22 protein-coding genes are annotated in these 26,530 nt (G+C 32.7%); 12 read left to right on the top strand and 10 right to left on the bottom strand.

Annotated features, from left to right (window positions below):
* Positions 1-54 precede the first annotated feature (54 nt).
* From XO08_RS05815 to XO08_RS05825, 3 genes are read left to right on the top strand one after another with little or no spacing between them, the layout of a single operon-like run.
* On the top strand, positions 55-330 hold the full coding sequence (locus XO08_RS05815) for a stage V sporulation protein S (protein WP_075666074.1): 276 nt from the start codon (positions 55-57) through the stop codon (positions 328-330).
* Between the two features lie 7 nt (positions 331-337).
* Positions 338-571 (top strand): hypothetical protein, encoded by a 234-nt coding sequence (locus XO08_RS05820; protein WP_075666075.1) that lies wholly within the window; start codon positions 338-340, stop codon positions 569-571.
* A gap of 30 nt (positions 572-601) precedes the next feature.
* Positions 602-1,459, top strand: a complete 858-nt coding sequence (locus tag XO08_RS05825; RefSeq protein WP_075666076.1) for a DUF1385 domain-containing protein — start codon at positions 602-604, stop codon at positions 1,457-1,459.
* Positions 1,460-1,486: 27 nt separating this feature from the next.
* Here XO08_RS05825 and lysA read toward each other — a convergent pair whose 3' ends face one another.
* Both lysA and XO08_RS05835 read right to left on the bottom strand, forming a co-directional pair.
* Entirely contained in the window at positions 1,487-2,635 is a 1,149-nt protein-coding gene (lysA, locus tag XO08_RS05830) for a diaminopimelate decarboxylase (RefSeq protein WP_369819314.1), read from the bottom strand.
* A complete protein-coding gene (locus XO08_RS05835; protein WP_077287579.1) occupies positions 2,632-3,723 on the bottom strand; it encodes a M20 family metallopeptidase in 1,092 nt (363 codons plus the stop codon). The genes lysA and XO08_RS05835 overlap by 4 nt, the downstream gene beginning before the upstream one ends.
* A gap of 96 nt (positions 3,724-3,819) precedes the next feature.
* Between XO08_RS05835 and pheS the strand changes: the two genes are divergently transcribed.
* The 9 genes from pheS to XO08_RS05880 are packed head-to-tail and all read left to right on the top strand — an operon-like array spanning position 3,820 to position 11,533.
* Positions 3,820-4,797 (top strand): phenylalanine--tRNA ligase subunit alpha, encoded by a 978-nt coding sequence (gene pheS, locus XO08_RS05840; RefSeq protein WP_075666079.1) that lies wholly within the window; start codon positions 3,820-3,822, stop codon positions 4,795-4,797.
* Position 4,798: 1 nt separating this feature from the next.
* Entirely contained in the window at positions 4,799-5,713 is a 915-nt protein-coding gene (gene truB, locus XO08_RS05845) for a tRNA pseudouridine(55) synthase TruB (RefSeq protein ID WP_075666080.1), read from the top strand.
* Positions 5,714-5,759: 46 nt separating this feature from the next.
* Positions 5,760-6,821, top strand: a complete 1,062-nt coding sequence (gene ychF / locus XO08_RS05850) for a redox-regulated ATPase YchF (protein ID WP_075666081.1) — start codon at positions 5,760-5,762, stop codon at positions 6,819-6,821.
* A 10-nt stretch (positions 6,822-6,831) separates the two neighbouring features.
* A complete protein-coding gene (locus XO08_RS05855) occupies positions 6,832-7,068 on the top strand; it encodes a DUF370 domain-containing protein (protein ID WP_077287581.1) in 237 nt (78 codons plus the stop codon).
* Positions 7,059-8,252, top strand: a complete 1,194-nt coding sequence (locus tag XO08_RS05860) for a TIGR04013 family B12-binding domain/radical SAM domain-containing protein (protein WP_077287583.1) — start codon at positions 7,059-7,061, stop codon at positions 8,250-8,252. The genes XO08_RS05855 and XO08_RS05860 overlap by 10 nt, the downstream gene beginning before the upstream one ends.
* A complete protein-coding gene (locus tag XO08_RS05865) occupies positions 8,227-9,021 on the top strand; it encodes a carbon-nitrogen hydrolase family protein (RefSeq protein ID WP_075666083.1) in 795 nt (264 codons plus the stop codon). Before XO08_RS05860 ends, XO08_RS05865 begins: the two co-directional genes overlap by 26 nt.
* Complete coding sequence (locus XO08_RS05870) at positions 9,018-9,758, top strand: ZIP family metal transporter (RefSeq protein WP_075666084.1); 741 nt, start codon at positions 9,018-9,020, stop codon at positions 9,756-9,758. The genes XO08_RS05865 and XO08_RS05870 overlap by 4 nt, the downstream gene beginning before the upstream one ends.
* A gap of 12 nt (positions 9,759-9,770) precedes the next feature.
* Positions 9,771-10,850 carry a Gfo/Idh/MocA family protein gene (locus XO08_RS05875; protein WP_077287585.1) on the top strand — a complete coding sequence of 360 codons (1,080 nt, stop codon included), beginning with the start codon at positions 9,771-9,773 and terminating at the stop codon, positions 10,848-10,850.
* Positions 10,847-11,533, top strand: coding sequence for a YjjG family noncanonical pyrimidine nucleotidase (locus XO08_RS05880; protein ID WP_075666086.1), 687 nt, complete (start codon positions 10,847-10,849; stop codon positions 11,531-11,533). The genes XO08_RS05875 and XO08_RS05880 overlap by 4 nt, the downstream gene beginning before the upstream one ends.
* Here the strand turns inward: XO08_RS05880 and XO08_RS05885 are convergent.
* The 8 genes from XO08_RS05885 to rplJ all read right to left on the bottom strand — a co-directional run bounded on the left by XO08_RS05885 (position 11,507) and on the right by rplJ (position 26,302).
* The gene (locus tag XO08_RS05885) at positions 11,507-12,805 is read right to left on the bottom strand and encodes an HD domain-containing phosphohydrolase (protein ID WP_075666087.1); all 1,299 of its coding nucleotides are present in this window, start codon (positions 12,803-12,805) and stop codon (positions 11,507-11,509) included. The genes XO08_RS05880 and XO08_RS05885 overlap by 27 nt on opposite strands.
* Complete coding sequence (locus XO08_RS05890; RefSeq protein WP_077287587.1) at positions 12,805-14,010, bottom strand: sensor histidine kinase; 1,206 nt, start codon at positions 14,008-14,010, stop codon at positions 12,805-12,807. Before XO08_RS05890 ends, XO08_RS05885 begins: the two co-directional genes overlap by 1 nt.
* Positions 14,000-15,373: an ABC transporter substrate-binding protein gene (locus tag XO08_RS05895; RefSeq protein ID WP_077287589.1), complete on the bottom strand. Its 1,374-nt coding sequence runs from the start codon at positions 15,371-15,373 to the stop codon at positions 14,000-14,002. The genes XO08_RS05890 and XO08_RS05895 overlap by 11 nt, the downstream gene beginning before the upstream one ends.
* A gap of 127 nt (positions 15,374-15,500) precedes the next feature.
* Positions 15,501-16,640 (bottom strand): amidohydrolase, encoded by a 1,140-nt coding sequence (locus tag XO08_RS05900; protein ID WP_077287591.1) that lies wholly within the window; start codon positions 16,638-16,640, stop codon positions 15,501-15,503.
* Between the two features lie 82 nt (positions 16,641-16,722).
* Positions 16,723-21,675, bottom strand: a complete 4,953-nt coding sequence (locus tag XO08_RS05905; RefSeq protein ID WP_077287593.1) for a DNA-directed RNA polymerase subunit beta' — start codon at positions 21,673-21,675, stop codon at positions 16,723-16,725.
* Positions 21,676-21,697: 22 nt separating this feature from the next.
* The gene (locus tag XO08_RS05910) at positions 21,698-25,216 is read right to left on the bottom strand and encodes a DNA-directed RNA polymerase subunit beta (RefSeq protein ID WP_075666091.1); all 3,519 of its coding nucleotides are present in this window, start codon (positions 25,214-25,216) and stop codon (positions 21,698-21,700) included.
* Positions 25,217-25,351: 135 nt separating this feature from the next.
* Positions 25,352-25,741, bottom strand: coding sequence for a 50S ribosomal protein L7/L12 (rplL, locus tag XO08_RS05915; protein WP_075666092.1), 390 nt, complete (start codon positions 25,739-25,741; stop codon positions 25,352-25,354).
* 18 nt (positions 25,742-25,759) lie between these two features.
* Entirely contained in the window at positions 25,760-26,302 is a 543-nt protein-coding gene (rplJ, locus tag XO08_RS05920) for a 50S ribosomal protein L10 (protein ID WP_075666093.1), read from the bottom strand.
* Positions 26,303-26,530 lie beyond the last annotated feature (228 nt).

Genomic DNA, 26,530 nt, shown 5'->3' on the forward strand with positions numbered 1-26,530 from the left:
TACTTGTGTTGTTACAGTTCTATTAATATTTGTTCAAGGAGGAGTGGTATAGCTATGGAAACACTTAAGGTTAGTTCGAAATCAAATCCTAACAAGGTGGCAGGTGCTATTGTAGGTTCGCTTAATAAGAATGAAAAACTTGAGATTCAAGCAATTGGTGCTGGGGCTGTTAACCAGGCGTCGAAGGCTTTAGCAGTGGCAAGAAGATTTTTAGCGGAAGAGGGAAAGGATCTATATGCAGTACCTGGGTTTATAGAAGTTGAAATTGATGGTGAAACAAGAACGGGGATTTCCTTTAGAGTATATCTTACTAAAAAGAAGGCGGAATAAATCTTGAATGGGTGAATTGGAGTATATAGCTCGAAATTGTAGAGATGATAAAAGGTTGTTGAATATAGTAGAAGATATAGCAAAGATGACGCAGGAAGAGAAAGATGAGTTCGCAAATAAGATGCGTAGTTACTTTATGAATAAAAATACGGAAGAAGATAGGAGTGCGTATAGGTTTTTTAAGGTAGTTTTAGAAAATGATAATGCAAGGAAAATTTTGGAGATGTTGGGGGATATTTGACCCCAATTTCTTTATTATGGGAGGAATGATATGAAAGTAGGAGGACAGGCGATAATAGAGGGTGTCCTAATGATGGGTAAAAAAATAGTTATAGCCGTTAGGAATGAATCTGGGGAAATAGTTAAGGAGGAGATTGGAAAGATAAAAAACAAAAAGATACTAAAAGTTCCATTTTTGAGGGGGTTATTTAGTCTTTTTTACTCAATGTACTTTGGATTGAAGGGTTTAGATAGGTCAGCGGAAATAGCAACAGGTGAGGAAATGAAAAAGTCTGAGACATTTTTTTCTATTTTTCTTGCAATTGTTTTGGGAATAGGATTTTTTGTTATGCTCCCCGTCTATTTAACAGGATTGATAGGAATAAACAATGATGAATTTTTATTTTCAGTGATAGATGGGTTTATAAGGTTGGGATTTTTCCTTTTGTATGTGTGGATAATTTCGTTTATGAAAGATGTAAAAAGGGTTTTTCAATACCATGGAGCAGAACATAAAACTATACATGCGTATGAAAATAATGAAGAATTAACAGTTGAAAATGTAAAAAAATATTCTACTATTCATCCAAGATGTGGCACGAATTTTGTAATGATTTTTTTTATTGTTGCCATAATATTATTTAGTTTGTTTGGAATATACAGACCTTTGACATGGCTTGAAAGGATAGTTGTTAGAATTGTTTTTATTCCGATAATTGCTTCGGTTTCATATGAGCTTTTAAAGTTATTTGATAAGGTAAAGTTTTTGAGATTTTTGGCTTTTCCTGGGCTTCTTTTGCAAAAACTCACTACAGCAGAACCGGATGGATCACAAATTGAGGTTGCAATTGAGTCTTTAAAATTTGCACTTGAGGGTGAAGATGAAGAAGAAGTGGAGTATATTGGTTAAAAAATGGGGCAAATATTTGCCCCATTTCTATATAATTACATTTTTATACAAGTCGGAAATCTCTTCACCTTTTCTTATGATCAAGTCTTTTCCGTCTTTTTTTATCAATATTTCCACAGGTCTGGTTGTCCCATTATAGTTATTTGCCATTGAATATCCATATGCCCCTACGTTCTTAACAATTAAAATATCACCGGGGTTTGGCTTTTTTATTTTCCTGTTTTTAGCAAGAAAATCTCCAGATTCGCATAATGGACCAACCACATCTGCAGTTATGTTATCTTCTTGGTTGTTTAATACCTCTATTTCATGGTATGCGTTATATAATGCAGGTCTAATTAAATGATTCATACCACTTTCCGTTACTACAAAATTCTTGTTTTCTGTTTCTTTTACTAGTATAACTTTGATTGCCAAAATACCTGCTGGAGCGATTATAAACCTTCCAATTTCGTTTATTACCATTTCAAAATTTGTCAAAATAGGTATGATTTCTTTTTTGTATTTTTCAAGGTTTAGTTCATTTTCTTCTTTCTTGTATTTAATTCCCCAACCTCCACCTATATTAATTTTATTTATGTTATATTTTTGTGCAAGTTCTAATGTTTTTTCGATAGCTTCTTTAAATGGTTCAATTGTTGTGATTTGAGAACCAATGTGTATGTGTAAGCCTTGTATTTTTCCGGTTTTAAGTATTTTTTCTGCTAAGTCAAAAGAAACACCAAATTTGTGGTTTTTAAGTCCTGTTGAAATATATGGGTGTGTTTTTGCATCGATATCTGGATTTACACGTAAAAATAAAGTAAACTCGTCATCATTTTTCCAGAGATTTTCAAATTCTTCAACACTATCGATATTTACATATTTTACACCATATTCTTTCATTTTTTCTTTTTGTTTTGTTGTTTTTCCATTTCCATTCCAGACAATTTTATCTCCAGGAATACCTGCAAGTTTACAAGCGTAAAGTTCTCCTTCTCCTAAAATATCCATTCCAAATCCGTTTTTGTGTATTATTTTTAGTAAATTTGGATTGTTATTTGCCTTAACGGCAAATGTCGGGAAAAAATTTACGTTTTTAAATACTTCTTTTACTTTTTTTATCCTGTTTTCTATTACTTCTTCATAGTATATGTAAAGTGGAGTGCCATATTTTTCTATTAATTTTTTCACTATACCAACTCCTTAAAAAATTCAAAAATAACATTTGAATAGTAAGGAATAACATCATCTTTAGGAAGAAATTGTGGATGGTGAAGTCCATATTTTTCACCTGTTCTCGTACCTACCCAGAACATAAGCGATGGAAATTCTTGTGAAAAATATCCAAAATCCTCTCCGGTGAATTTCATACCGCAATCTACAAAGTTTATTTCTTTTTCGGCCAAGAAGTCTTTAAATTTTTCGTACAATTCTTTATTTACTACAACAGGAGGATATTGACTGCCTTTTTCTATATAAAAACTTCCATTTGTTTTCTCTGTTACTTCTTGTGCTAATTGTGCTAATGTGTTAATTATTTTTTCGGTATTTTGAACGGATATACTTCTTATACTTCCCATCAAGGTTGTTTCAGGTGAAACGATATTTCTTGCATTTCCACCAACTATTTTTCCAAAACCAACTAATGAATTTTCAAATTTTGTAGAGTAAAATTTACTTAGAAAAAATGTAGCCATTTTTATCGAGTCTATTCCTTTATCGTAGAAGGCTATGTGGGAAGGTTTCCCTTGAAAAACAATATCTATTTCTGTTGCAGCTGCGAAAAGTATCCCATTTGTTGTGGCAATGGTTTTAAAATCGTGTTCGTCTGTTACGTGCAATGCAATAGCGTATTTTACTGGAAGTTGTTCTATTTCATCTAAAACATATCTTGCACCTGCGCCCGTTTCTTCTCCGGGTTGAAAAATAAAGGCAAAGTTTTGTTTTAGATTGTATTTTAAAATTTTCTTAATTAAATCAAATGCGATTGCCATGTGTATATCATGACCACAAGCGTGCATGTTGGAATTTTTTGATGAAAATTCCCAATTTGTTTTTTCATATATGGGAAGTCCATCTATATCCGCACGGTAGATTATAAACGGTTTATCTTTTTCAACCTCATATAGTGCAATCACACCTGTACCGGCAATTTTATAAATTTTTAATCTATTGTCATTTAACGATTTTAATGCATCTAGTAATATTTTTTGCGTTTCAAATTCTCTAAAAGAGACTTCTGGATTTTGGTGTAAAAGATGCCTCAATTCGATTGCATCCATTATTTTCACCTCCTTATTTTGTTTTAATAATAGCATATGTATGTTATAATTACTATTGAATTTCGTTTCATATAAGTTAAATTTGGAGGTGTTTTAATGAAAGAAGTAAAAGAACTTTTGATAGAAGCTAAAGATGAGATATCTTCTGCTAACGATATGGCTTCTTTAAACAATATAAGAATCAAATATTTGGGAAAAAAAGGTCTTGTTACTTTGGAAATGAAAAAATTAAAAAAACTTCCACAGGAAGAAAAACCAAAATTTGGTGCGGTTATCAATAAAGTAAGAAATGAAATAGAGAAATTATTAAATGAAAAGATGGAGGAGATAAGGAAAAATGAAAAGATTAAAAAGTTTGAAAAAATTAGAGTGGATGTAACATTACCAGGTGCAAAAAGGGATAAAGGTCATTTGCATATATTAACGAAGGTTCAAAGGGAACTTGAAGATATATTTATTTCCATGGGATTTGAAGTGGTTGAAGGTCCTGAGGTAGAAGATACATGGCATAATTTTGATGCTTTAAATACTCCAGAATGGCATCCTGCAAGGGATGCTCAAGATTCATTTTATTTTGACGAAAAAACGTTACTTAGAACTCATACATCACCTATACAAATAAGGACTATGCTTGAAAGAAAACCACCGCTTGCTATAATTTCACCGGGAAGGGTTTTTAGAAGGGATTATGATTCAACTCACCTTCCAATGTTTACCCAGATGGAGGGGCTTTATGTGGATAAAAATGTTACCGTTAGACATTTAAAATACACTTTAGAGGAAATGGCAAGAAGAGTTTTTGGAGAGTCTGCCAAAGTTAGGTTGAAACCTAGCTTCTTCCCATTTACAGAACCAAGTTATGAAGTAGACGTGTGGTTTCAAGGTAATTGGCTCGAAATATTAGGTGCAGGGATGGTGGATCCAAATGTATTTAGGAATGTGGGGTATGATCCAGAAACTTGGTCTGGATTTGCCTTTGGGCTTGGACTTGAGAGGATTGCAATGGTAAAATACGGTATTAAAGATATAAGAGATTTTATAAGAAATGATGTGAGATTTCTGGAGAATTACTGATATGATGGGCTTTTTAAACGTGTACAAACCAAAAGGTGTTACTTCGCATGACGTTATAGATGAAATAAGAAAAAAATTAGGTACAAGAAGAGTAGGACATGCAGGAACATTAGATCCCTTTGCAGAGGGAGTTTTGGTGGTTGGAATAGGAAGTGCAACAAGACTCTTAGAATATTTGCAAGTAGAGAGAAAAAAGTATTTTGTAAAGATACTTCTTGGGATTACAACGGAAACTTTTGATATAACAGGTGAAGTTGTCGAAGAAAGGGTATGTGATAAAGCAGAAGAAGAGATAATAGAGACAATAAAATCATTTAAGGGAAGGTACAAGCAAGTTCCCCCTGCATATTCTGCAAAAAAGTATAAAGGTGAAAGGCTTTACAAACTTGCACGAAAAGGAAAAATAATTTCTCTTCCACCTGTTGAAGTAGAAATATATTCGATAGAAAACATCAAAATAAATATACCACATGTAACACTTGAAGTGGAAGTTTCAAAAGGAACGTATATAAGAAGTTTATGTATGGATATAGGTTATAAACTTGGATGTGGTGCAACGGCGGAGGAATTAGTGAGAATAAGCGTTGGAGATTTTGAATTGAAAAATTCTATAAATCCATTTGAAACAGGAAAAGACAAACTACTAAAAAATATGTTAAATGTTGAAAAGGTTTTAAATTTGCCAAAGGTTGAAGTTTACAAGGATTCTGTGGAAAAAATCTTCAACGGAATTCAACCGACAATGGATTTTCTAAAAACAATATTTGATGATTTTCCAAAAGAGCAAGATGTTATGTTATTGTGTGAAGGAGAATTAATTGCTGTTGCAAGGGCAGAAAGAAGTTCAAAATTTATTGAAAAGAATTATCCAAAGGGAAAGATATTTAAATTGAAGAAAGTTTTTAGGGAAATATGAAAGGAGGTGTGTCTGTTACCAAGGTAAATTTGGTAACAGGAAAATCTTGAAGATAGGAATTATAGGGCTTCCACAATCTGGTAAAACTACAATTTTTTCTTTGTTAACTGGTATTGATGTTGATCCTTATTCGCCTGTTCATCAGAAAGGTGTGGCAAAGGTTTATGATAAAAGGGTTGAACTACTTTCAAATATGTATAATCCCAAAAAAACCACATACGCTACTTTAGAATTTTATGATACACCTTCACTTGATCCTTCTGATAAAAAGAGTAGAACACAAGTCTTTAATATGGTTCAAAGTGCAGATGCGTTACTTTTAGTTTTAAGGGCTTTTGAAAATGAAAATGTGCTTTTCCCAGAGGAAAATGCCTATAAGCAGTTGAGAGTAGCCCTAGACGAATTTATCTTTAGAGACCTTGAAATAGTTGTGAATAGAATTGAAAAACTTGAGAACTCAAAAAGAAAATTAGACAACAGAGAAGAAATAGAACTAAAACTTTTAAAGGAATTGAGGGAAGTTTTAGAAAATGAAGAATTTTTATCTAAGCATGAATTAACTGAAGAACAAAAGAAGATGATTTCAAGTTATTCTTTAGTTACGTTGAGACCAATAATTATTGCTGTAAATTTAGATGAGGATCAATTTACAAAAGGAAAGTATCCTGAAAAAGAAAGAGTTTTAGATTTAGTGAAAGATTATAATTTTGCGTATATAGAATTATGTGGATTGATGGAAAAAGAGATACAGGAGCTTAACGAGGAAGAACGTCAGGAATTTTTGAAAGATTTGGGAATAGAAGAAAGTGGTATAGAAAGACTTTCTAGGGTTGTATATGAGCAACTTGGCCTTATTTCATTTTTCACGGTAGGTCCAGATGAAGTTAGAGCTTGGACTTTAAAAAAAGGAAGTAGCGCCGTTGAAGCGGCAGGAGTTATCCATACGGATCTTGCTAGAGGATTTATTAAAGCAGAAGTTATAAAATATGAAGATTTAATAAATTATGGTAGTGAAAAAGAAGTAAAAGAAAAGGGATTAATGAAATTAGTTGGTAAAGATTACATAGTTGAGGACGGAGATATTCTTACCATAAGATTTAATGTTTAGGGGGGGAATTGTGAAGCAAGTGATTAAAATTTCCAAAAACTTATTTATTCCAAGAAATAGAATTATTGCAATATTGCCTGTTTCTTCAACCGTTGCTAGGAGATTAAGGGGAATGAATAAAGTTGATGGGAGAATTGTTAACATGACTTTTGGTGAAGAGTCAAAAACTATTTTGATTATGGATAGTGGTCATGTTTTTGTGATAGCTAAGACTTTAGAAGAGGTTGATGAGGCCTTGTGGAGTTAAAAAGAATATTATTTAGATACACACAGACAAATAGATACAGTATTACTGCACTTGTTGCATCTATCTATTCTTACAAAAAAATTGTGAAAATGTATGAGATAAGGAATTTTGATGATATTTTTTCTTTTTCTAGAGAGGGGACAGTTGTCCTCTATTCTTTCATGAGTTTTGACCTTAAAAATGTAATATCCGAAGTGAGAATATTAAAAGAAAAGGGTTACATGGTTATTGCCGGAGGACCACATGCAACGGCAAATCCTACGCAACTTTTAGATATAGGTATTGATTATGTTTTTACAGGTGATGGTGAGGAAAATATAAGGAGATTTTTGGATGGTTTTTTTCCAAAAAATCGCATATTTGATGGTGTAAAAAATAGAGTTGATCTTTCAAAATATCCTCCTTTTTGTCCGCAAAAGAATTTATATATGCCTATTGAAATAACACGTGGTTGTCCATTTTCATGTGGATATTGTCAAACTCCTAGACTTGCCGGGAAGATAGTTAGGCATAGACCTGTGGAACAGATAGTGGAATATTCTAAACTTGGAGTGAAAAACGGCAGAAAAATTGCAAGGTTTATTTCACCAAATTCATTTGGGTATGGTAGTAAAAATGGGATAACGCCAAATGTGGAAGTAGTTGATGATCTCTTATACAATTTGAAAAAAATAGGTGTTGAAGAGATTTATTTTGGGACTTTTCCGTCAGATGTAAGACCTGAAAGTGTAAGTAGAGAGATTTTGAAAGTTATAAAAAAATATGTGAACAACAAGTATATTGTTATAGGAGCGCAGAGCGGAAGTGAAGATGTATTGAAAAGGATACGCAGAGGGCATAATTTAGATGAGATAGAACGTGCTTTAGATTTGTTAAAGGAATTTGGTTTTATACCAAGAGTAGATTTTATTTTTGGTTTCCCATTTGAAACCGAGAAAGATGTGGAAGAGACGTTTGAGTTTATAAAAAAAATAGTTAAGAAATACGATGCAAAGGTACATGCACATACTTTTATGCCTCTTCCGGGTACGCCACTTGCAAATGTAGGACCTGGAAGACTAACCAAAAAACATTATAAATTTCTCGGATTATTAACTTCACAGGGCTATCTTGATGGGTATTGGTTGAAACAAGAAGAACTTGCAAGGAGGGTTGCAAATGTTAATAGCAGCAGCCCAATTTGAACCTAAACCTGGAAAATTTGAATATAATTATTTAAAACATGTACAATTTATAGAAGAAGCCGGAAAATTGGGAATAAGATTGATATTGTTTCCGGAGTTATCTATTTCGGGATACACGTATGATAAAGATATCTTGCTTTCTTCTGTGAAATTTTTCAAAGAAAAAGAAGAAGAGTTAATATGGCTTTCTAGAAAGTACAATATAGCTATAGTAGGTGGCGTACCTCGAGTAGTACTTTCAGAAATTAGAAATTCTGTATTTGTTGTAAAAAAGAAAAAAGGTGTTTTATTTTACGATAAAACACATCTTTTTAGAAAAGAAAAAGATGTTTTTTATCCTGGGGAAAAGTTTTTGGTTTTTAAGTTTGATGGTGTAAGGTTTGGTATATTAATATGCTATGAAATAGGATTCCCTGAGATATCCAGGATTTTGACAATAAATGGTGCGCAAGTTTTACTTGCACCATTTGCTTTTGGAAGGGAGAGAAAACACATATATGATATTGCTACAAAGGCGCGAGCATTGGAAAACGGAGCATTTTTAGTAACGGCCTCTACATCTGGAAAGGGTTTAATGAACTTTATAGGTAGTTCAAGAATAGTAGGGCCAGATGGTAATGTAATTATTAGTGCGAGAAAAAAAGAACAGTTAATTTATCACGATGTGGACGTAAAAACTTTAGATTATTTTAGATTTGAAGAGAAAGGAATCTCACATGCGTACTTTTTAAATAGAAAAAAAGAACTATATAGGGGGTTAGCAAGATGAATCGCTTCCTTTATGGAATTTTGTTAAGTTCAGTCGCAGGTATGGCAACATCCCTCGGTGCAATTCCATTTTTGTTTTTTAGAAAAGGAGTAAATGAAAAATTTATAGACGCACTTTTGGGAATGGCAGCTGGTATAATGCTTGCCGCAAGTGCATTTAGCCTGGTTGCTCCATCAATAGAGTTAGGAGGTCTTTTGAGATTTGCATTTGGTTTTTTCTTAGGAGCAATTTTAGTTGATTTGATGGATAAGTATTCACCCCATGAACACTTTTTAAAAGGACATGAGGGAGCAGAATTAAAGAGGCTAAGCAAGATATGGCTTTTTGTAATTGCAATTACCATTCATAATTTGCCTGAAGGAATGGCAGTAGGTGTTAGTGCTTTTTCCGATCAAGCTTTAAATATTGCATTTGCGATAGGTGCTCAGAATATTCCTGAAGGAGCAGCAGTTGCTGCTGCACTTTTAAATGCTGGATATTCCATTAAAATTTCTTTTTTTGTTTCTTTTTTGACTGGTCTAGTTGAGATTTTTGGTGGGTTACTTGGGGCTGGTATTGTAAGTATTTCTCAGTCATTACTTCCATACATGATGGCTTTTGCTGGTGGAGCAATGATCTTTGTAATCAGTGATGAGGTTATACCTGAAACACATCTTAGGGGGAACGAAAGGTTATCTACCTATTTTTTGATTATTGGCTTCTTTTTAATGGCTGCGCTTGATGTAGCTTTGGGCTAAGGAGGAATAAAGATGTTAAGAATGGCATTAATAGGATGCGGAAGGATAGGAACAAAGAAACATATAGAGGCATTGATTCAAAACACGGATAGAATTGAAACAGTTGTACTTTGTGATATAGAAAGAGAAAGGGCAGAAAAGTGTGCAGAGATAATAGAAAAGAGGATAGGTAGAAAGCCTGAGGTTGAAAAAGACTATGTGAAAATCTTAAAAAGAGGAGATATAGATGCAGTTGCGATAGCAGCAGAGAGTGGAAAGCACTATGAAATAACGATGGAAGCATTAATAAACAACAAACATGTACTTGTGGAAAAGCCAATAGCACTATCCACAAAACATGCAAGTGAAATGATAGAGCTTTCGAAAGAAAAAAACTTAAAATTGGGTGTTTGTTTTCAAAACAGATTTAATCCTCCAATACAGGAACTAAGAAAAAAAATAGAAGAAGGGGCATTTGGAAAGATACACTATGGAGTTGCAACAATAAGGTGGAATAGGAATGAAGAATATTACAAACAAGCAAATTGGAGGGGAACATGGGCTCAAGATGGAGGTGCATTAATGAATCAATGCACACATAATATAGATTTGTTGCAGTGGATGTTAGGAGGAGAGATAGAGGAAGTATATGGAATAATTAAAAATTTTAATCATCCATATATAGAAGCAGAAGATTTTGGAGGAGCAATAGTAAAATTTAAAGACGGGAAAGTAGGAATAATAGAAGGTACGACAACGATATATCCAAAGAACTTACATGAAAAATTAGGGATATTTGGAGAAAAAGGAACAGTGGTGATAGGAGGACTTGCGGTAAACAGGATAGAAGAGTGGAGATTTAAGGGCGAAGAAGGACATCCTTTTATGAATTTGCCTGATCCAGATACGGTATATGGATTTGGACATATACCGTTATACAAAGACTTTTACGAAGCAATAGAAAAAGATAGAAAACCATATATATCAGGAGAAGATGGGAAGAAGGCGGTAGAAATAGTACTTGCAATATATAAATCTGCTTTAGAAGGAAAACCTGTAAAGTTTCCTTTCAATTTTTCCACCAACGATATGAAGGGAGTAATATTAAAATGAAGAAAATGATTTACTTTGATTTGGATAATACTATTTTAGATTTTGATAAATCCGAGGAGTATGCTTTAAGAAAAGTGTTTGAACATATTGGTGTTTTGTATAAAAAAGAATATTTAGAAATTTATAGACCGATAAATGAAAAATGGTGGAGGCTTTTTTCAGAGGGAAAATATGAGAAAGAAATTATAGTTGTTGAGAGATTTAGGGAATTTTTTGAAAATGTAGGTATATCTTTGAAGGATTATAATGAAATTGCAAAAATTTACCTTGAGGGTCTTTCAAATTCTGCATTTTTTATAGATGGTGCAGAGGAATTTTTGGGAAAGTTGAAAAAATTACAATTGAAAATGGCTGTTTTAACTAACGGTGTTGAATATGTGCAACAAAGACGTTCAAAACTTGCAAGGTTAGATAGATTTTTTGAATTTATTTTAACATCGGAAAAAGTCGGAAATCCAAAACCAAATCCAGATATTTTTTACTATGCACAAGAGCTTTCAAATGTACCTTTGAAAAATTCTATATATGTTGGTGACAATGTAGAGACGGATTTTGAAGGTGCAAAAAATGCAAATGTAGATTTTATCTTGTTTGACTATAAAGGTAGGTATAAAGAAGTAAATTGTAAAAAAGCTAAAGATTATGAGGAACTTTATTTAAAGCTCCTTGATTTTATCAGATAAATCAAAGAAAATTTTTACTAGTTTTGGATTAAATTTTTTCCCAGAATTTTCCTTTATATATTTAAATACTTTTTCTTTTGGCCATGCCTTTCTGTATATTCTGTCATTACTTAGTGCATCATAAACATCGGCTATGGATACAATTTGTGATTCAATTGGAATCTCTGAATTTTTCAATCCTTTTGGATAGCCGCTTCCATCCCAATTTTCATGATGGTAAAGGGCTATATTTGCGGCAATTTTGAACAATGAATTTTCAACAGAATTTAAAATTTTGTATCCTATTTCAGTATGAGTTTTCATTATTTTCCATTCTTCATCTGAGAGCTTATTAGGTTTATTTAAAATTTTATCAGGGATGGCTATTTTTCCTATATCATGAAGCATAGAAGCAAGACTTACAGTTTCTATATGTTCTTTGTTATCAAATATTTTTTCTGATATGAGTTTTGTTATTGTACTAACTCTTTTAACATGTTCCCCGGTTTCCAGTGAGCGAGTTTCTGTTATTTCAGAAAGTATGTATATGAGTTGGTATAAAGAATTAATTCTTTCTTTATAGAGTATGTTGTTTTCAAGATCTAAAATTAATTTTTCAAAAGCAATGGTGAATAAGTCTCTGTTATCCATATTGTTTGAAAAGTTTATTGTATAACTTCTTTTATTTATTTTAAACAAAATTTTATTGTTGTCTTTCCAATATATTTTATTTTTTATATCTTTATCAGTTTCAGCCTTTGTTATAACGACCGAAGTATTCAAAGTATCCTCAAGAATCCTTTTTAAATCGTTTATAGACACAATTTTACTTGAATCTATAGTATCGAATTTTTCTAATAAATTTTTTTGAGAATATAACTTTTTTATTTCAGAGTATTCCCTAAGCCTTGCAATGACCATTGTAAAAAGACCGTTGCTTGATAATTCACTTTTTTCTCTATAGTCATTGATGTTGTATTTTAATATGATATCACGTGGAGGAGCATATCCTGGTTGACCTGTTCTTATTACTATTCTCATAATTTGGTTATTTAAAGTTTCTCTAATAAATTTTACTAACTCAAGTCCAGAGTTTTCATTCTCCATTACTATATCAATTATTGAAAGAGAAACATCTTTTTCTTTTATTAATAACTCTTTTGCTTGTTTGGCAGAATAGGCACTTAGTAATTTTATACGTTTATTTTTAAATTTAATGTCTTTTAAGATTATTGATGTTAAAGCGTGAATATCCTCTTCATCATCGACAAGTAAAACTTTCCATTCATCCATTATTTCACCTCTACGGGAATAATTATTTTAAAAATAGTTCCTTTACACTTTTTACTTTCAACATTAATAACACCTTTTAGTATTTCTGTCACAAGGTGGTACACAATGCTTAAGCCTAAACCACTTCCTTTTTCTTTGGTAGAATAAAAAGGTTCGAAAATTTTTCTTTGAATTTTTTCATCTATTCCCTTACCATTATCCTTTATGGTTATTTCTAATTTTTTAGATGGGATTATATGTGCGGAAATGGTAATAATATTGTTATTTTTTTTGTCAAAGGCATGAAAGATTGCATTGTCTATTAGATTAATCAAAATTTGTGAGATTGCTCCTGGATTTGAATATACAGACACATCATCTATATCTTTGATTATCTTTATATTTTTTTCTTTTAATTTTGGTGAGATAGTTGTGATTATATCATCTACAAACTCTTTTATATTAATTTTAGACTTTTCATTTGTTATTTCGTAAAATGTTGTTTTTTTTAGACTCTTTATTAAATTTGATATTTTTTGGGAGTTTTTAATAATTATTTTTACAAGTTCTTTTAGATCATCATCATTTATTCTATTTTCAATTTCAGTTGCTGCAGAATATATAATACCAATTGGAGTGTTTATATCATGGGCTATGCTTACCATTAATTTTCCAATAGCCGCCATTTTCTCTGAAGTGACAAGAGATTGCTGTGTTCTTTCAAGTTCTTTTAAATTTTCTTCAAGTTCTTCATTGGTTTCAAGTAACTCTTCATTTGTTTCAAATAATTTTTCGTTTATATTTACATTTTTCAATAGTAGTAAAGCTATGATATAAAAGAGTGCAGATATAAATATTAAATATGCAGAGGTAAATATAACTTTTTTATAGGATACATAAAATATTACATTTCCTATAAAGATATTTTCAAAATAAATAGGAAATGAGTAATTACGATAAATTACTGGTAGATTTTTTATTTTTTTAATTAATTTATTGCCGTTAAAATTAAATATTTCAACGCCAAGTATTTCACTGTCATTTGTGATTAGTTTTAGCGTTCTTTCCAGCTCTTCATTATCTAAAAGCCAAAGAGGATATTCAATGGATTTTGTGTAAATTTTTAGTTTTTCATTAATTTGATTTTTCCAAAAAGAGAAATATAAAAATATTGTAATAACAGTGATTAAAACAACCAAAAATGTCAAAGATTTTTTATTTACCATTTTTATCCTCCTGGAATATTAAATTGTATTTTTGATATATTTTTTCATATGTACCATCTTTTCTAAATTTTAAAAGGACACCTGAAATTTTTTCTGATAAGAATTTTCCTAAGTAACTTTTTGAGAAACCTACGTAATATTTAAAGTAATCTATTGGAATGGAATATTCAACATCTATATTTAATTCTTTTGCGTAAAACAAACCAACGTACAAATTTGAAACAAATAAATCTATTCTCTTTTTTGAAAGCAGCAACATACCGTTAAAATCATTATTAACAGAAACTAATTTGTATCCCATTTTGAATATTTTTTCATTGTAGGCGTATCCTTTAACATAACCGAGTATTTTTTTTTCTTTATTATTTTTTATTGAAAAAATAACATCTATACCATAGCTAATAGGAATTTTCGTAAAATATATATATTTACTTCTTTCTTCTGTGTTGCGTAATGTTAAAGTTCCGTCTATTGCTTTTGATTTTATTAAATTAAGACATCTTTGCCAGGGATATTTTTTTGTTACTAGTTTAAATCCTAAGTTTTCGAGAGAAACTTTGAGTAACTCATAGTCGATACCTTTCCATTCACCATTTTCTTTGTATTCGTACGGTGGCCAGTCAATTAGAGCAAAATATACATTATTTCCAGGTGAAAAACCTGAAAAATCTTTGAATATATTGTTATATTCATGGGAATTGTATAATTCTTTTATAGCGTTGTTAATTATGTTTACTATTTGATTATCAACATTTTTTGAAAATGCTATGTATTGTCTGTATCTTTCAGATTCAAATGGGATGATTTTTAGAGAATAAATTTTTGTATAATAATTTAAAATTCCGCCGTTGTATGCGACATAGTCTATTTCGTCGTTTAATAGATCCTTTATTGCAAGTTGGATATTTTCATAAGATTTAATAGCTAAATTAGGAAAGATATTTTGGAATAAAGTTTTCGTTTTTGATGAATTTATTAGTCCTATTTTTTTATTTTTTTCCGTTAGTGTTTTTTCTTTTTTTGAAATTATTAAAAGCTTTGTATTCCAGAGTGGGAAAGTTGTAAATTTGAATTTTTTGATTCTTTCTTGTGTTTTGGAAAGCCCTACAAATATTTGAATTTCGTTATTTTCAAGTGAGGAGAGAATTTCAGAAAGAGATTTGGGTGCGTTTGATTTAAATTCGATTTCAATGTTGTAGTTTGAAAGCTTTTTGTTGAGTATTTCTATAATTTTACAACTTATACCATTAAGATTTCCATCTTTATCTAAAAACTTTGCAATAGTATCTTGAGGATATGTGTAAAGAGTTATGGAATAAAAGATAGTATAAATCAGAAGAAATACAACGATTAATTTTTTCATTAACTCACCCCTATAATAATATTCTACCACAAATTTTGTGATATGATAAAGGTTTGATAGGAAGTGAGGGGAGAACAGAAAATTTAAATGTACTTATAAAATAAACGGGAGATTGTGTTCTCCCGTTTTAATCTTTGTAAACTATTTTTCCTTCTATGAAGACCATTTCTGCTTTTGCTTTGAAATCAAAAGGATGGGTATTCCAAACTACAATATCTGCATCTTTTCCAACTTCAAGTGAACCTACCTTGTTATCTATTTTTAATATTTTGGCAGGGTTAATGGTTAGCATTTTTAAAAGATCTTCTTCTTTGGCACCGTATCTTAATGCAGTAGCTGCTTGAATATTGGTGTGTTCTAAATGTATTACGGGATGGTCACACATTAAAGCAGCAAGAATTCCATGTTCATTGATAATATTTATGGCTTCATATGTTAAATCTGTGAGTTCTAATTTTGTTCTAAATCCAAATAAAGGTCCAAGTACAACTGGGATTTTCTTTTGCTTTAAAAATTTTGCAATTTTATATCCTTCTGTTGCGTGTTCAATAACAATGTCAAAATTAAATTCTTCAGCTATACGTATTGCAGTAACAATGTCATCTGCTCTGTGTGCATGACATCTTGCTGGAATTTCTTTTTTTAATACTTTTACTCCCGCTTCCAATTTAAAATCTATTGGGGTCTTTGGGTCTTCCTCCCTTTTTTTCATATAATCTTTTACTTTCGAGAAATATTCTCTAATAATTGCTGCAACACCTAGTCTTGTTGTTGGCATTTTGTTTTTTGAACCGTATACTCTTTTTGGATTTTCGCCAAATGCCATCTTTAATCCCGCAGGTTGTCTTACAATCATTTCATCTACAATGTCAGATTTGAACTTTAATATAAAACCCTGCCCCCCTATAGGATTTGCGCTTCCTGGGACTACCATTACCGTTGTAACGCCCCCTGAAAGAGCCCGCTTTATAGCACTGTCACCTGGATAGAAAGCATCTAATGCTCTAACATGAGGAGTTAAAGGATCTGAATATTCATTACCATCTTGATAATAAAATTCTCCAACACCTTCTTCAAATACTCCAATATGAGAATGTGCGTCAATAAATCCAGGGAAGATGTATTTTCCACTTACATCAATAACTTCTGCGCCTTTTACTTCAAGGTTTTCGCCAATTTCTTTTATAACTCCATCTTCAATTAGAATATCCCCTTTAAATGGTTTCTTTGTTATAGGATAAATTGAGCCATTTTTTAATAATACCATATTTCTCACCTCCGATAATTATTATACCATATTGTTCGGTATCCAAACAAATATCCCCCTCTTTAAAGAGGGGGATATTTGTTTACGCCATTTTTTCTTTATCTTTAGTAGCCATTCGAGGTGTTTCTTCAATTTGTATATTTGCGAACATGTCCAACCCAGTTCCTGCAGGTATTAGTTGTCCTACAATTACGTTTTCTTTTAGACCTAGTAATAGATCTTCTGAACCTTCAATAGCTGCTTCAGTTAAGACTTGAGGTGTTTGTTGGAAACTTGCTGCACTTAACCATCCAACTCTTTCAAGTGATGCTTTTGTTATTCTAAGTAATTTTCTCTTGTATTTTATAGGTTCTTTTGGTAAAATTTGATAATTTATTACTTCGCCTTCGCCATTTTGAACAATAATTTCTTTTATTCCCAACTTTATAGCTTTTTCAAGTATTTCCTCGGTGACTTCTGCTCCTTCTGGAGCAATTTCAACTATCTGACCATTCTCATCTTCAGCTATTAGGTGTTGATGTAATATCTTTCCTATTACCCGTTTTCTGTTTGTTTCCACATGTGTATTTCCTTCGAGTAATTCTCTATTTATTCTTTTTACAGTTTGAAGTCTTAGAAGATCTCCAGGTAAGTAATCTGTATCACCTGGATCAACAACTTCAACTTTGTCGAGCATTTGTTTTATTATAATCTCAAAGTGTTTATCGTGAATATCCACACCTTGTTCGACGTAGACCTTTTTAATCTCTTTTAGCAAGTAAAGAGCTGTTGCATCAACGTCAAGTGTTTCAAGTATCTTCCTAGGTCTAATTGCGCCTGTAGATAAAGATTGTCCTGGAAGTACTTTTTGACCTTTGTTTACTGCTACTTTTACCTTTGTTGGAATTTCGTATTCGTGGATATCTCCCGCTTCATCTTCAAGATAGATTTTTTTCTTACCAGTTTCGTCTTCAACAATATCTTTTACATAACCTTTTACTTTTGAGAATACACCTTCTGGTTCTTTTAGTTTCTTCCTAGCTTCGAATAGTTCTTCTGCTCTCGGAAGACCTTGTGTAATGTCTGCAGTAGTGGCAATACCACCTGTGTGGAATGTTCTCATTGTAAGCTGTGTGCCTGGCTCTCCTATTGATTGTGCAGCTACTACACCTACTGATTCACCAACTCCTATTATTTTGTGATTTGAAAGGTCCATACCGTAACATTTTGAACATACGCCATGTTCTGATTCACAGGTTAATACAGATCTTACAATTATTTCAGGTCTTACCAATACGGATTTCACGTTGTTTTCTTCTAATATTTTTGCGGTTGTTGGCATTATTAATTCTTCATCAACTATTAATTGTTTCATGTCTTTTTGATTTACAATTGTTTCAACTGAAACTTTTCCAACAATTGGATACTCTTTAACTTTTAAACTTGTTATGCCAGCATTTCTTGCTTTTCTTATGATATCCCAGTTTACTTCTGTTCCGGCATCGTAATGTATGTCTTCATATATGAAATCATCTATTAGTTCACAGTAGTTTTCAGGAAGTTCTGGATTTTCAATATTAAGTACTACTTCTCTTGATACGGGAATTCTTACCGAGTAGTTTCCTAAGAATTTTGCATCATCATCGTCTATCATAGTATTTCTTGTGTACTGTTTACCATTTTCAGGATTTGTAAGTATGTTATTTGTCTTTGGATCAAATACATCTTTTGCAAGAACTCTTCCAAATAGGAAGTTTTCTAGCTTTTCAACTGTTAATCCGTCACTGCTTTTTAGAACAGTTGCTCTTATACCATTTTGTGTACCACAATCTGTAGTAGTTACAACAACTGATTGAGCAACATCGACAAGTCTTCGTGTAAGGTATCCTGCAGAACTTGTCCTTAATGCTGTATCAGCTGAGCCTTTTCTGGCACCATGGGTACTGATAAAGAATTCTAGCACAGAAAGGCCTTCTCTAAAGTTTGAGATAATTGGGATCTCAATAGTTCTTCCAGATGGATCAGCCATAAGACCGCGCATACCTGCAAGTTGTTTGAGTTGGTCCTTGTTACCTCTTGCACCTGAATCTACCATTATGTATACTGGGTTAAATGGATCCTTTCCTATATATTTGAATGTAGCTTCTTGGACTTTTTCTGTCGCATCTGCCCATATTTTTATTGTTTCTCTATATTTTTCTTCATCTGATAGGAATCCTAGAGCAAATAGTTCTTCAACTTCAGAGATTTTCTTTTTAGCATTTTCAATTATTTTTTTTCTTTCAGGTGAAATGTAAAAATCAGTTATACTTACCGTAAGTCCAGAAATTGTTGCATAGTGAAATCCTAAATCTTTTATATCATCTAATAGATCTGCTGTTCTATCAACTCCATATTTTTTGAATGTTTTATAAACCAAATCTTTAATAGCACCTTTTCCATATGTTTTGTTATAATCTCTAAATTCCTTTGGAACAATATTTGTAAATACAAGCCTTCCATATGTGGTTTTAATAACTTTATTATCAACTTTAACAAGTATAGGATCGTGGAGATTGATATAACCAAATTCATATGCAAGTTCTGCATCATCTATAGAAGAGAATTTCCATTTTATATTTTCCTTTTCAATTTCATCAAAATTTTTGTCAACCATTGTTAAATAATAGACACCTGCTACAATATCTTTTCCAGGCATGGATATAGGTTTGCCGTGTGCCGGGGAAATTATATTGTACCTTGAGAGCATCAAGAATTTTGCTTCAGCTTGTGCAGCAGCGGATAGAGGTACATGAACTGCCATCTGGTCGCCGTCAAAGTCTGCATTGAATGGCGGACAAACAAGAGGATGCAACTGGATTGCGTTACCTTCGATTAGTTTAGGTTCAAATGCTTGTAATGACATTCTGTGTAATGTAGGTGCCCTGTTGAGAAGTACCGGATGCCCTTTGATTATTTCTTCTAGTACTTCATATGCTTGAGGCATTTCTTTTTCAATTATTGCCTTTTTCATTTTTCTTGCTGTTTTGCTTGTTTCATCATCTTTGTTTAAAAGTTCTGCCAAGACAAATGGTTTGAAAAGTTCCATAGCCATTTTCTTTGGAAGACCACATTCGTGAATTTTTAGGTGTGGACCTACAACGATAACGGCACGTCCGGAATAATCTACACGTTTACCTAGAAGGTTTCTTCTAAATCTTCCTTTTTTACCTTTTAAAAGATCAGTAAGTGATTTTAGAGGTCTTCCGTTTCTATCTGTAACTGCTTTACCCATTCTACCGTTGTATATAAGACTATCTACAGCTTCTTGGAGCATTCTTTTTTCATTTTTGACTATGATTTCCGGTGAATTCATTTCGTATAATTTTTTTAACCTGTTGTTTCTGTTAATAACTCTTCTGTAAAGGTCATTTAAGTCAGTAGTAGCAAATCTTCCACCTTCAACTTGTATCATAGGTCTAATATCAGGTGGTACCACAGGAATTGCTTCCAAAACCATCCATTCGGGATTTGTCCCGCTTTTTAATAAATCTTTTACTATTTTTAATCTCTTTAGAAGTTTTTTAGCTTTACCACTACTTTTAGAAAGCCTCTTTAATTCTGCTTCTATTTCCGCTTTTAATTTTTCAAGATCTAAATTTTGAAGAAGTTTCTTTATTGCAGCTGCTCCAGATTCTGCTTCTATCTTTTCTCCATAAAGCGTTCTATATGCATCGTATTGGTGATCCGTTATTATATCTCCAACCTTTAAATTAGTTTCAACTGAAACATCATCATCTATTTTCGTAATTACGACTATGGGTCTATCATTTTCCACTTCTGATTCTGCGGTAAACATAGCAGGATAATGTTGTTCAAATATTTTATATTCTTCAAGTGTTAGATATTCATCTTCAAATAAAAACCTATCTGCGATTGTTTGACCTTCTGAAACTTCATCACCATCTTTTACGTAAACAAAGGCACCTTCAAACAAAGGATAATGTTTTTCTTCTACAATATTTTCAACGTATACATTTCCGCTTGTTAATACTTCATATTTTCCATTTTCAAGAGGTCTAATGTTAAGTTCTTTTCCAAAGCTTATTGTCCCGCTTACAGATGCAATAACAGCAGGCAAAACTGTTCCATTAGTTAATTGGTCTCCTTTTTTTACTTTACTACTGTTTGAAATTAAGGGTTTTACGCCATATGGTAAAGAAAAGGTAACAGGCATATCTTTACTTGTAGTAAGAGGTCTAACAGTTATAGTATTTGAAATTTCATCTATTTCAATTGTCCCATCAAAAGGGGCATATATTGGGTCAACTTGCATTTCAGAAACAATTTCATCACCTTGATTTACGTAATCACCGTTTTTCACGTTTAAAACCATTCCTGTATACACTCTGTGCTCTGCTCTTGAAATTTTTCTTATATCAACCCAGGTGATTTCTCTATCTGTATGAGTTTTTTCGTGTCTTATTTTTACTTCACCTGATATATCCGATATAACTGGGGTAGTAGGGGACTTAATGATAACTCCAGGCATTACCTCGAAATCTAACTTTTGACTGTAAACCTCATACTCTGTTTGGTAGAGAAGTGACCCTTTGATGAAATCTGTATCTTTGGGATCAGTAACGATTAATATTTTTTCAATTATTCTTTTACCACCATAATATATGACATTTTCAAGTTCTTTTGCTTGAATATCAAGCAACGCTGATAGTATACTTGGACTACTTTTTAAGTACCATACATGAACTACTGGGGCAGATAAATCAATGTGTCCCATTCTTTTTCTTCTTGCTTCTTTTGATTCGACCCTTACTCCGCATCTTTCACACACGGTACCTTCGTATTTCTTTCCTTTATATTTTCCACATGCACATTCGTAATCTTTTGTTGGACCAAATATTTTTTCACAAAATAAACCATCTTTTTCCGGTTTGAATGTTCTATAGTTTATAGTTTCGGGCTTTTTAACTTCACCACTTGACCAACTTCTTATAACTTCTGGTGAAGCAACTTTAACGGTAACTTTAGCGATTTTTCTCTTAAAAGTTGAACCCATTTTTTTCCCTCCTTATGGGGCATTATAACTTTTCAATATCTATCTCATTACCTTCTTCATCGTATACTCTAACATCTAGAGCGATTCCCCTTAGTTCTCTTATAAGCACTTTGAAACTTTCAGGAAGACCAGGTTCTGGTATATTGTTCCCTTTCATTATTGCTTTGTATACTTCATTTCTTCCCCTGATATCGTCACTTTTTACCGTTAACATCTCGTTTAGAGTGTGTGCAGCACCATATGCTTCTAATGCCCACACTTCCATTTCACCAAATCTTTGACCGCCAAATTGTGCCTTACCGCCAAGTGGTTGTTGGTGAATAAGTGAGTATGGACCTGTGGATCTTGCATGTATTTTATCCCTTGCTATGTGAATGAGCTTCATTACATACATGTAACCTACCAAGATAGGATGATCAAATTCTTTTCCAGTTCTACCATCGCGCAAAATTACTTTTCCAGACGGATTTTTTTCATTATCACCTGCTTCAAGTCCCATTTTTTTTCTTGCTTTATATAGCTCAGGTAAGATATCTTTTTCTTTTGCACCATCAAATACGGGAGTTGCAAACCATCTATTTGTTAGAACTGCTAACCATCCAAGACTTGTTTCTAGTATTTGTCCAACATTCATACGTGATGGAACACCAAGAGGACTTAATACTACTTGTACAGGTGTACCATCTGGTAAGAATGGCATATCCTCTTTTGGCAATATCTTTGAAACGACACCTTTGTTACCATGTCTTCCTGCTAATTTATCACCGACTTCAAGGGGTTTCCTGATTGCAACATATACCCTTATTAATTTGTTAACACCTGGGCCTAAATCTCCATCTTTTTCCTTATCAAAAACGTGAACAGCAATTACCCTTCCTTCTATTCCATGTGGAACCCTTAACGAAGTATCTTTTACTTCTTTACCTTTTTCTCCAAAAACTGATCTTATTATTTTTTCTTCTGGGGTTGTATCACTTTCACTTTTTGGTGTTACTTTACCAACTAAAATATCTGTTTCCTGTACGTATGCGCCTATTCTGACAATACCATCTTCATCCAAATTTCTCAGTTTTTCCTTACTAACATTGGGAATATCAGGTGTTATTTCTTCAGGACCAAGTCTTGTATCTCTTGCTGTTGTTTCATACACTTCAATATGTATGGAAGTATACGTTTCTTTTTCTAAAAGTTCTTCACTTATTAAAATAGCATCTTCAAAGTTGTAACCTTCCCAAGGTACAAAAGCCACAAGTACGTTTTTTCCAAGGGCTAACTCTCCCATATCTGTTGCAGGACCATCTGCTATTGGTTCGTCTTTTTTGACAAACTCTCCAACATTAACTATAGGTCTTTGATTAATACAAGTATCTTGGTTCGTTCTTGTGAATTTCATGAGTTCGTATATATCAAGAATTGGATTTCCCATAGAATCGTACATTTCTTTTCCATTTTTATCTATTCTGTGTATAATTATCTTTCTTGCATCTACTTTTTTAACTATTCCATCGTGTTTTGCAAGGATAAGAGTACCAGAATACTTTGCAGCGTTCCATTCCATTCCTGTACCTACTCTAGGTGCTTCAGTTTCAATCAATGGAACACCTTGTCTTTGCATATTAGACCCCATTAGCGCTCTGTTCGCGTCGTCGTGTTCTAGGAATGGAATTAAAGAAGTGGAAACACTAACGATCTGGTTAGGAGCAACATCTAAAAATTGTACGTTGTTTTTATTCACGTAAAGTACTTTTTCTTCGTATCTTACAGTAACATTTTCTGGAATGATATTTCCATTTTCATCAACAGGAGTTGTTGAAGGTGCTATTTTGTAATTTTCTTCTTCATCTGCTGTTAAATAGACTACCTCATTAGTAACTTTACCTTTTACTACTTTAACGTAAGGTGTTATCAAAAATCCGTATTTATCTATTGAAGAGTAGACTGATAAAGAGGTAATAAGACCTATGTTTGCACCTTCAGGTGTTTCAATAGGACACATTCTTCCATAATGGGAATGGTGGACGTCACGTACTTCGAATCTTGCGCGTTCTCTTTTTAAACCTCCAGGTCCAACGGCAGTTAACCTTCTTTTGTGTGTTAATTCTGCAAGTGGATTAGTTTGATCCATAAATTGTGAAAGTGGATTTGTTGCAAAAAATGAATTTATCGTTGCAATAATTGATTTAACGTTAATTAAGCTTTGTACTGAAATTTTATCAAGTGATGTATATGTTGCAAGTTTTTCTTGAATCATGAAAACAGCTTTTGAAAATGCCCTTTCAAATTCGATTCTTATAAGTTCACCAACGGTTCTTACTCTTTTGTTTCCTAGATGATCTTTTGTATCCATAGTTCCAGGGTGTTTGTCTATTTCTATTAAATTTCTTGATGCAAGCACGATGTCCATTGGAGTTAAAACGTTTGAAGTTTCTGTATACTTAGTATTTTCAACTTCTTCGGGTTTTTTTCCTTCGACATCTATCAAGTATTTTCTATAAGCTTCTTCGAGTCTGTTATTCATTTTGAATCTTCCGACTTCTGAAAGTTCAAACCTTTCTTCGTTGAAATAAAGGTTTTTTAAGAATATTTTTGCGGCATTTATTCTTGGAAGTTCACCAGGTCTTAATTTTCTGAAGATTTCTATATATGCTCTATTTTCTTCTACATTTTCTCCATACATATGTTTTAATTTTTCTAAAGTATTTACCGCATATCTGTGAGCAACTTTAATCTTTTCGATATTTGAATTGGAGAGTTTTTCAATAAGTCCTTGTGTAATAACATCTCCACGTTTTGCCAATATTTCGCCGTTTTTCATTTTAACATCTTCAAGTATTACAAGTCCTTCTGAATGTAATAAAGTATATTCGTCTTCAACATCGATCCAATGTGGGAACAACGATAGTAATTCCAAGTCATCTCCATATCCAAGTGCTTTTAGGAGTAAAAATAAATTTATCCTTCTTTTTCTATCAATTCTTGCGTAGAATACCTCATCGTTTAAATTGAGTAATATTTCAAGCCAAGCACCTCTTACTGGTAAAAAGTGGGCAACGTATATAGGTCTTGTCCCAGAAGTTTTTTTGGCTTCTTCCACAAAATAAATTCCAGGGCTTCTTACTAATTGATTTACAACTACCCTCTCTGCTCCGTTGATTATGAAGGTAGTTCTTGGAGTCATGTAAGGAATATAGCCAAGAAATGCTTCTTCTTCAATCATTTCGTTAGTACTGTTATCAGTTATACGAACTGTTGTATAAACCGGAACAGTATAAGTTAATAGTCGTTCTTTACATTCTTGAACAGTGTTTTGAGGTTCTCCGATTCTTACAGAGATAAATTCCAGGGAGAATCCCTTTTCTTTTCTTAGATCGGATTTTGATGAAGTTATGGGTGAGAATTTTTTGAGAACCTTAAGTATCCCATTCTCGAGGAAATCTTGGTAAGATTTTGTCTGTATTTCCACGAGGTTGGGAACTGGGATAGGTGCTTGGACCCTACCAAATGAATAGCGGGTCCTTTTTCCACTTTTAATTTCTTTCATCCTATCACCTCAGTTAGAAAAATTTAGGGGGGTAAAATTACACCAATTATATATTAAAACACAAAAAAACCCCCTACACAATACTGTGTACGGGGTTGATACAAAATCTTTTCTTTTTAGAAACTTATGTTACTATTATTTAAGTTCTACTTCTGCTCCAGCTTCTTCAAGTTTTTTCTTGATTTCTTCTGCTTCGTCTTTGTTAATGCCTTGTTTAATAACAGCATCAGGTGTGCCTGCTTTTTCAACTAATTCTTTTGCTTCTTTAAGTCCAAGACCTGTGATTTCTCTTACTACTTTTATAACGTTAATCTTCTTTGCACCGAAGCTCTTGAGTACTACATCAAATTCTGTTTTTTCTTCTGCTGCTGCACCTCCACTTGCAGCTGCACCTGCGACTGGCATTGCCATTACTGGTGCGGAAGCACTTACACCGAATTTGTCTTCTAACATCTTTACAAGTTCTGCAAGTTCTGCAACTGTTAATTGTTCAATTTCATTTACAATTTGTTCTAATTTTTCCATGAATAAACACCTCCTGAATTATTCTGATTTTTTATCCTTAATAGCATTAAGAGCATAAAGTAAGCTTTTAAGAGTGCCTGAAAGTACGTTAACAAATCCTCTAATTGGTCCTTGTACTCCACTAACAACCATTGCAAGAAGCTGTTCCTTGGATGGAAGTTTGGAAAGATTTTCCACTTCATCTGCTCCGAAGAATTTACCATCTAAATAAAGACCTTTAAAGGATGGGAGTCCTTTCATTTCTTTTGAAAAATCGTAGATAATCTTGATAGCTTCTATTGGGTCACCATCTTCAACGTATAGTATTGCAAGTGGTCCCGAAAAAACGTCTTCGATTTCCTCTACGTTGTATCCAGCCTTTTTTAATGCAAGATACGCAACACTATTCTTGATAACTCTGTACCTTGCACCATCTGCTAATTTTTCTCTTAAATTTCTTCTTAGTTTTGTAATTTGCTCAACGTTTAATCCTTTATAATCTGAAAAAAGGATTAGCGAGGATTTTTCAAATACATCGCTTAATTCTTCAACAAGTTGCTCTTTTTGTTTTCTTGTCAGCAATTCTGTCACCTCCTAAAAAAAATAAACGACCTCGGGTACCTCCGAGGCAAAAAACAAGGAAGAAACTCTTCCTCTTCTGCCTCGGGCAGGCGGCACAAGCCATTATCTAACCTACCGTCTTCAGCATCGCCTAAATTTTATCATATATTTTTCTTTTTACAAGTATATATTGTGTAAACAATATGTAAAAATAAAGTGGGCATTTTGCCCACTTTATTTTTGATAAAC

It is taken from the genome of Thermosipho sp. 1074 (assembly GCF_001999655.1).
GTDB lineage: Bacteria > Thermotogota > Thermotogae > Thermotogales > Fervidobacteriaceae > Thermosipho > Thermosipho affectus.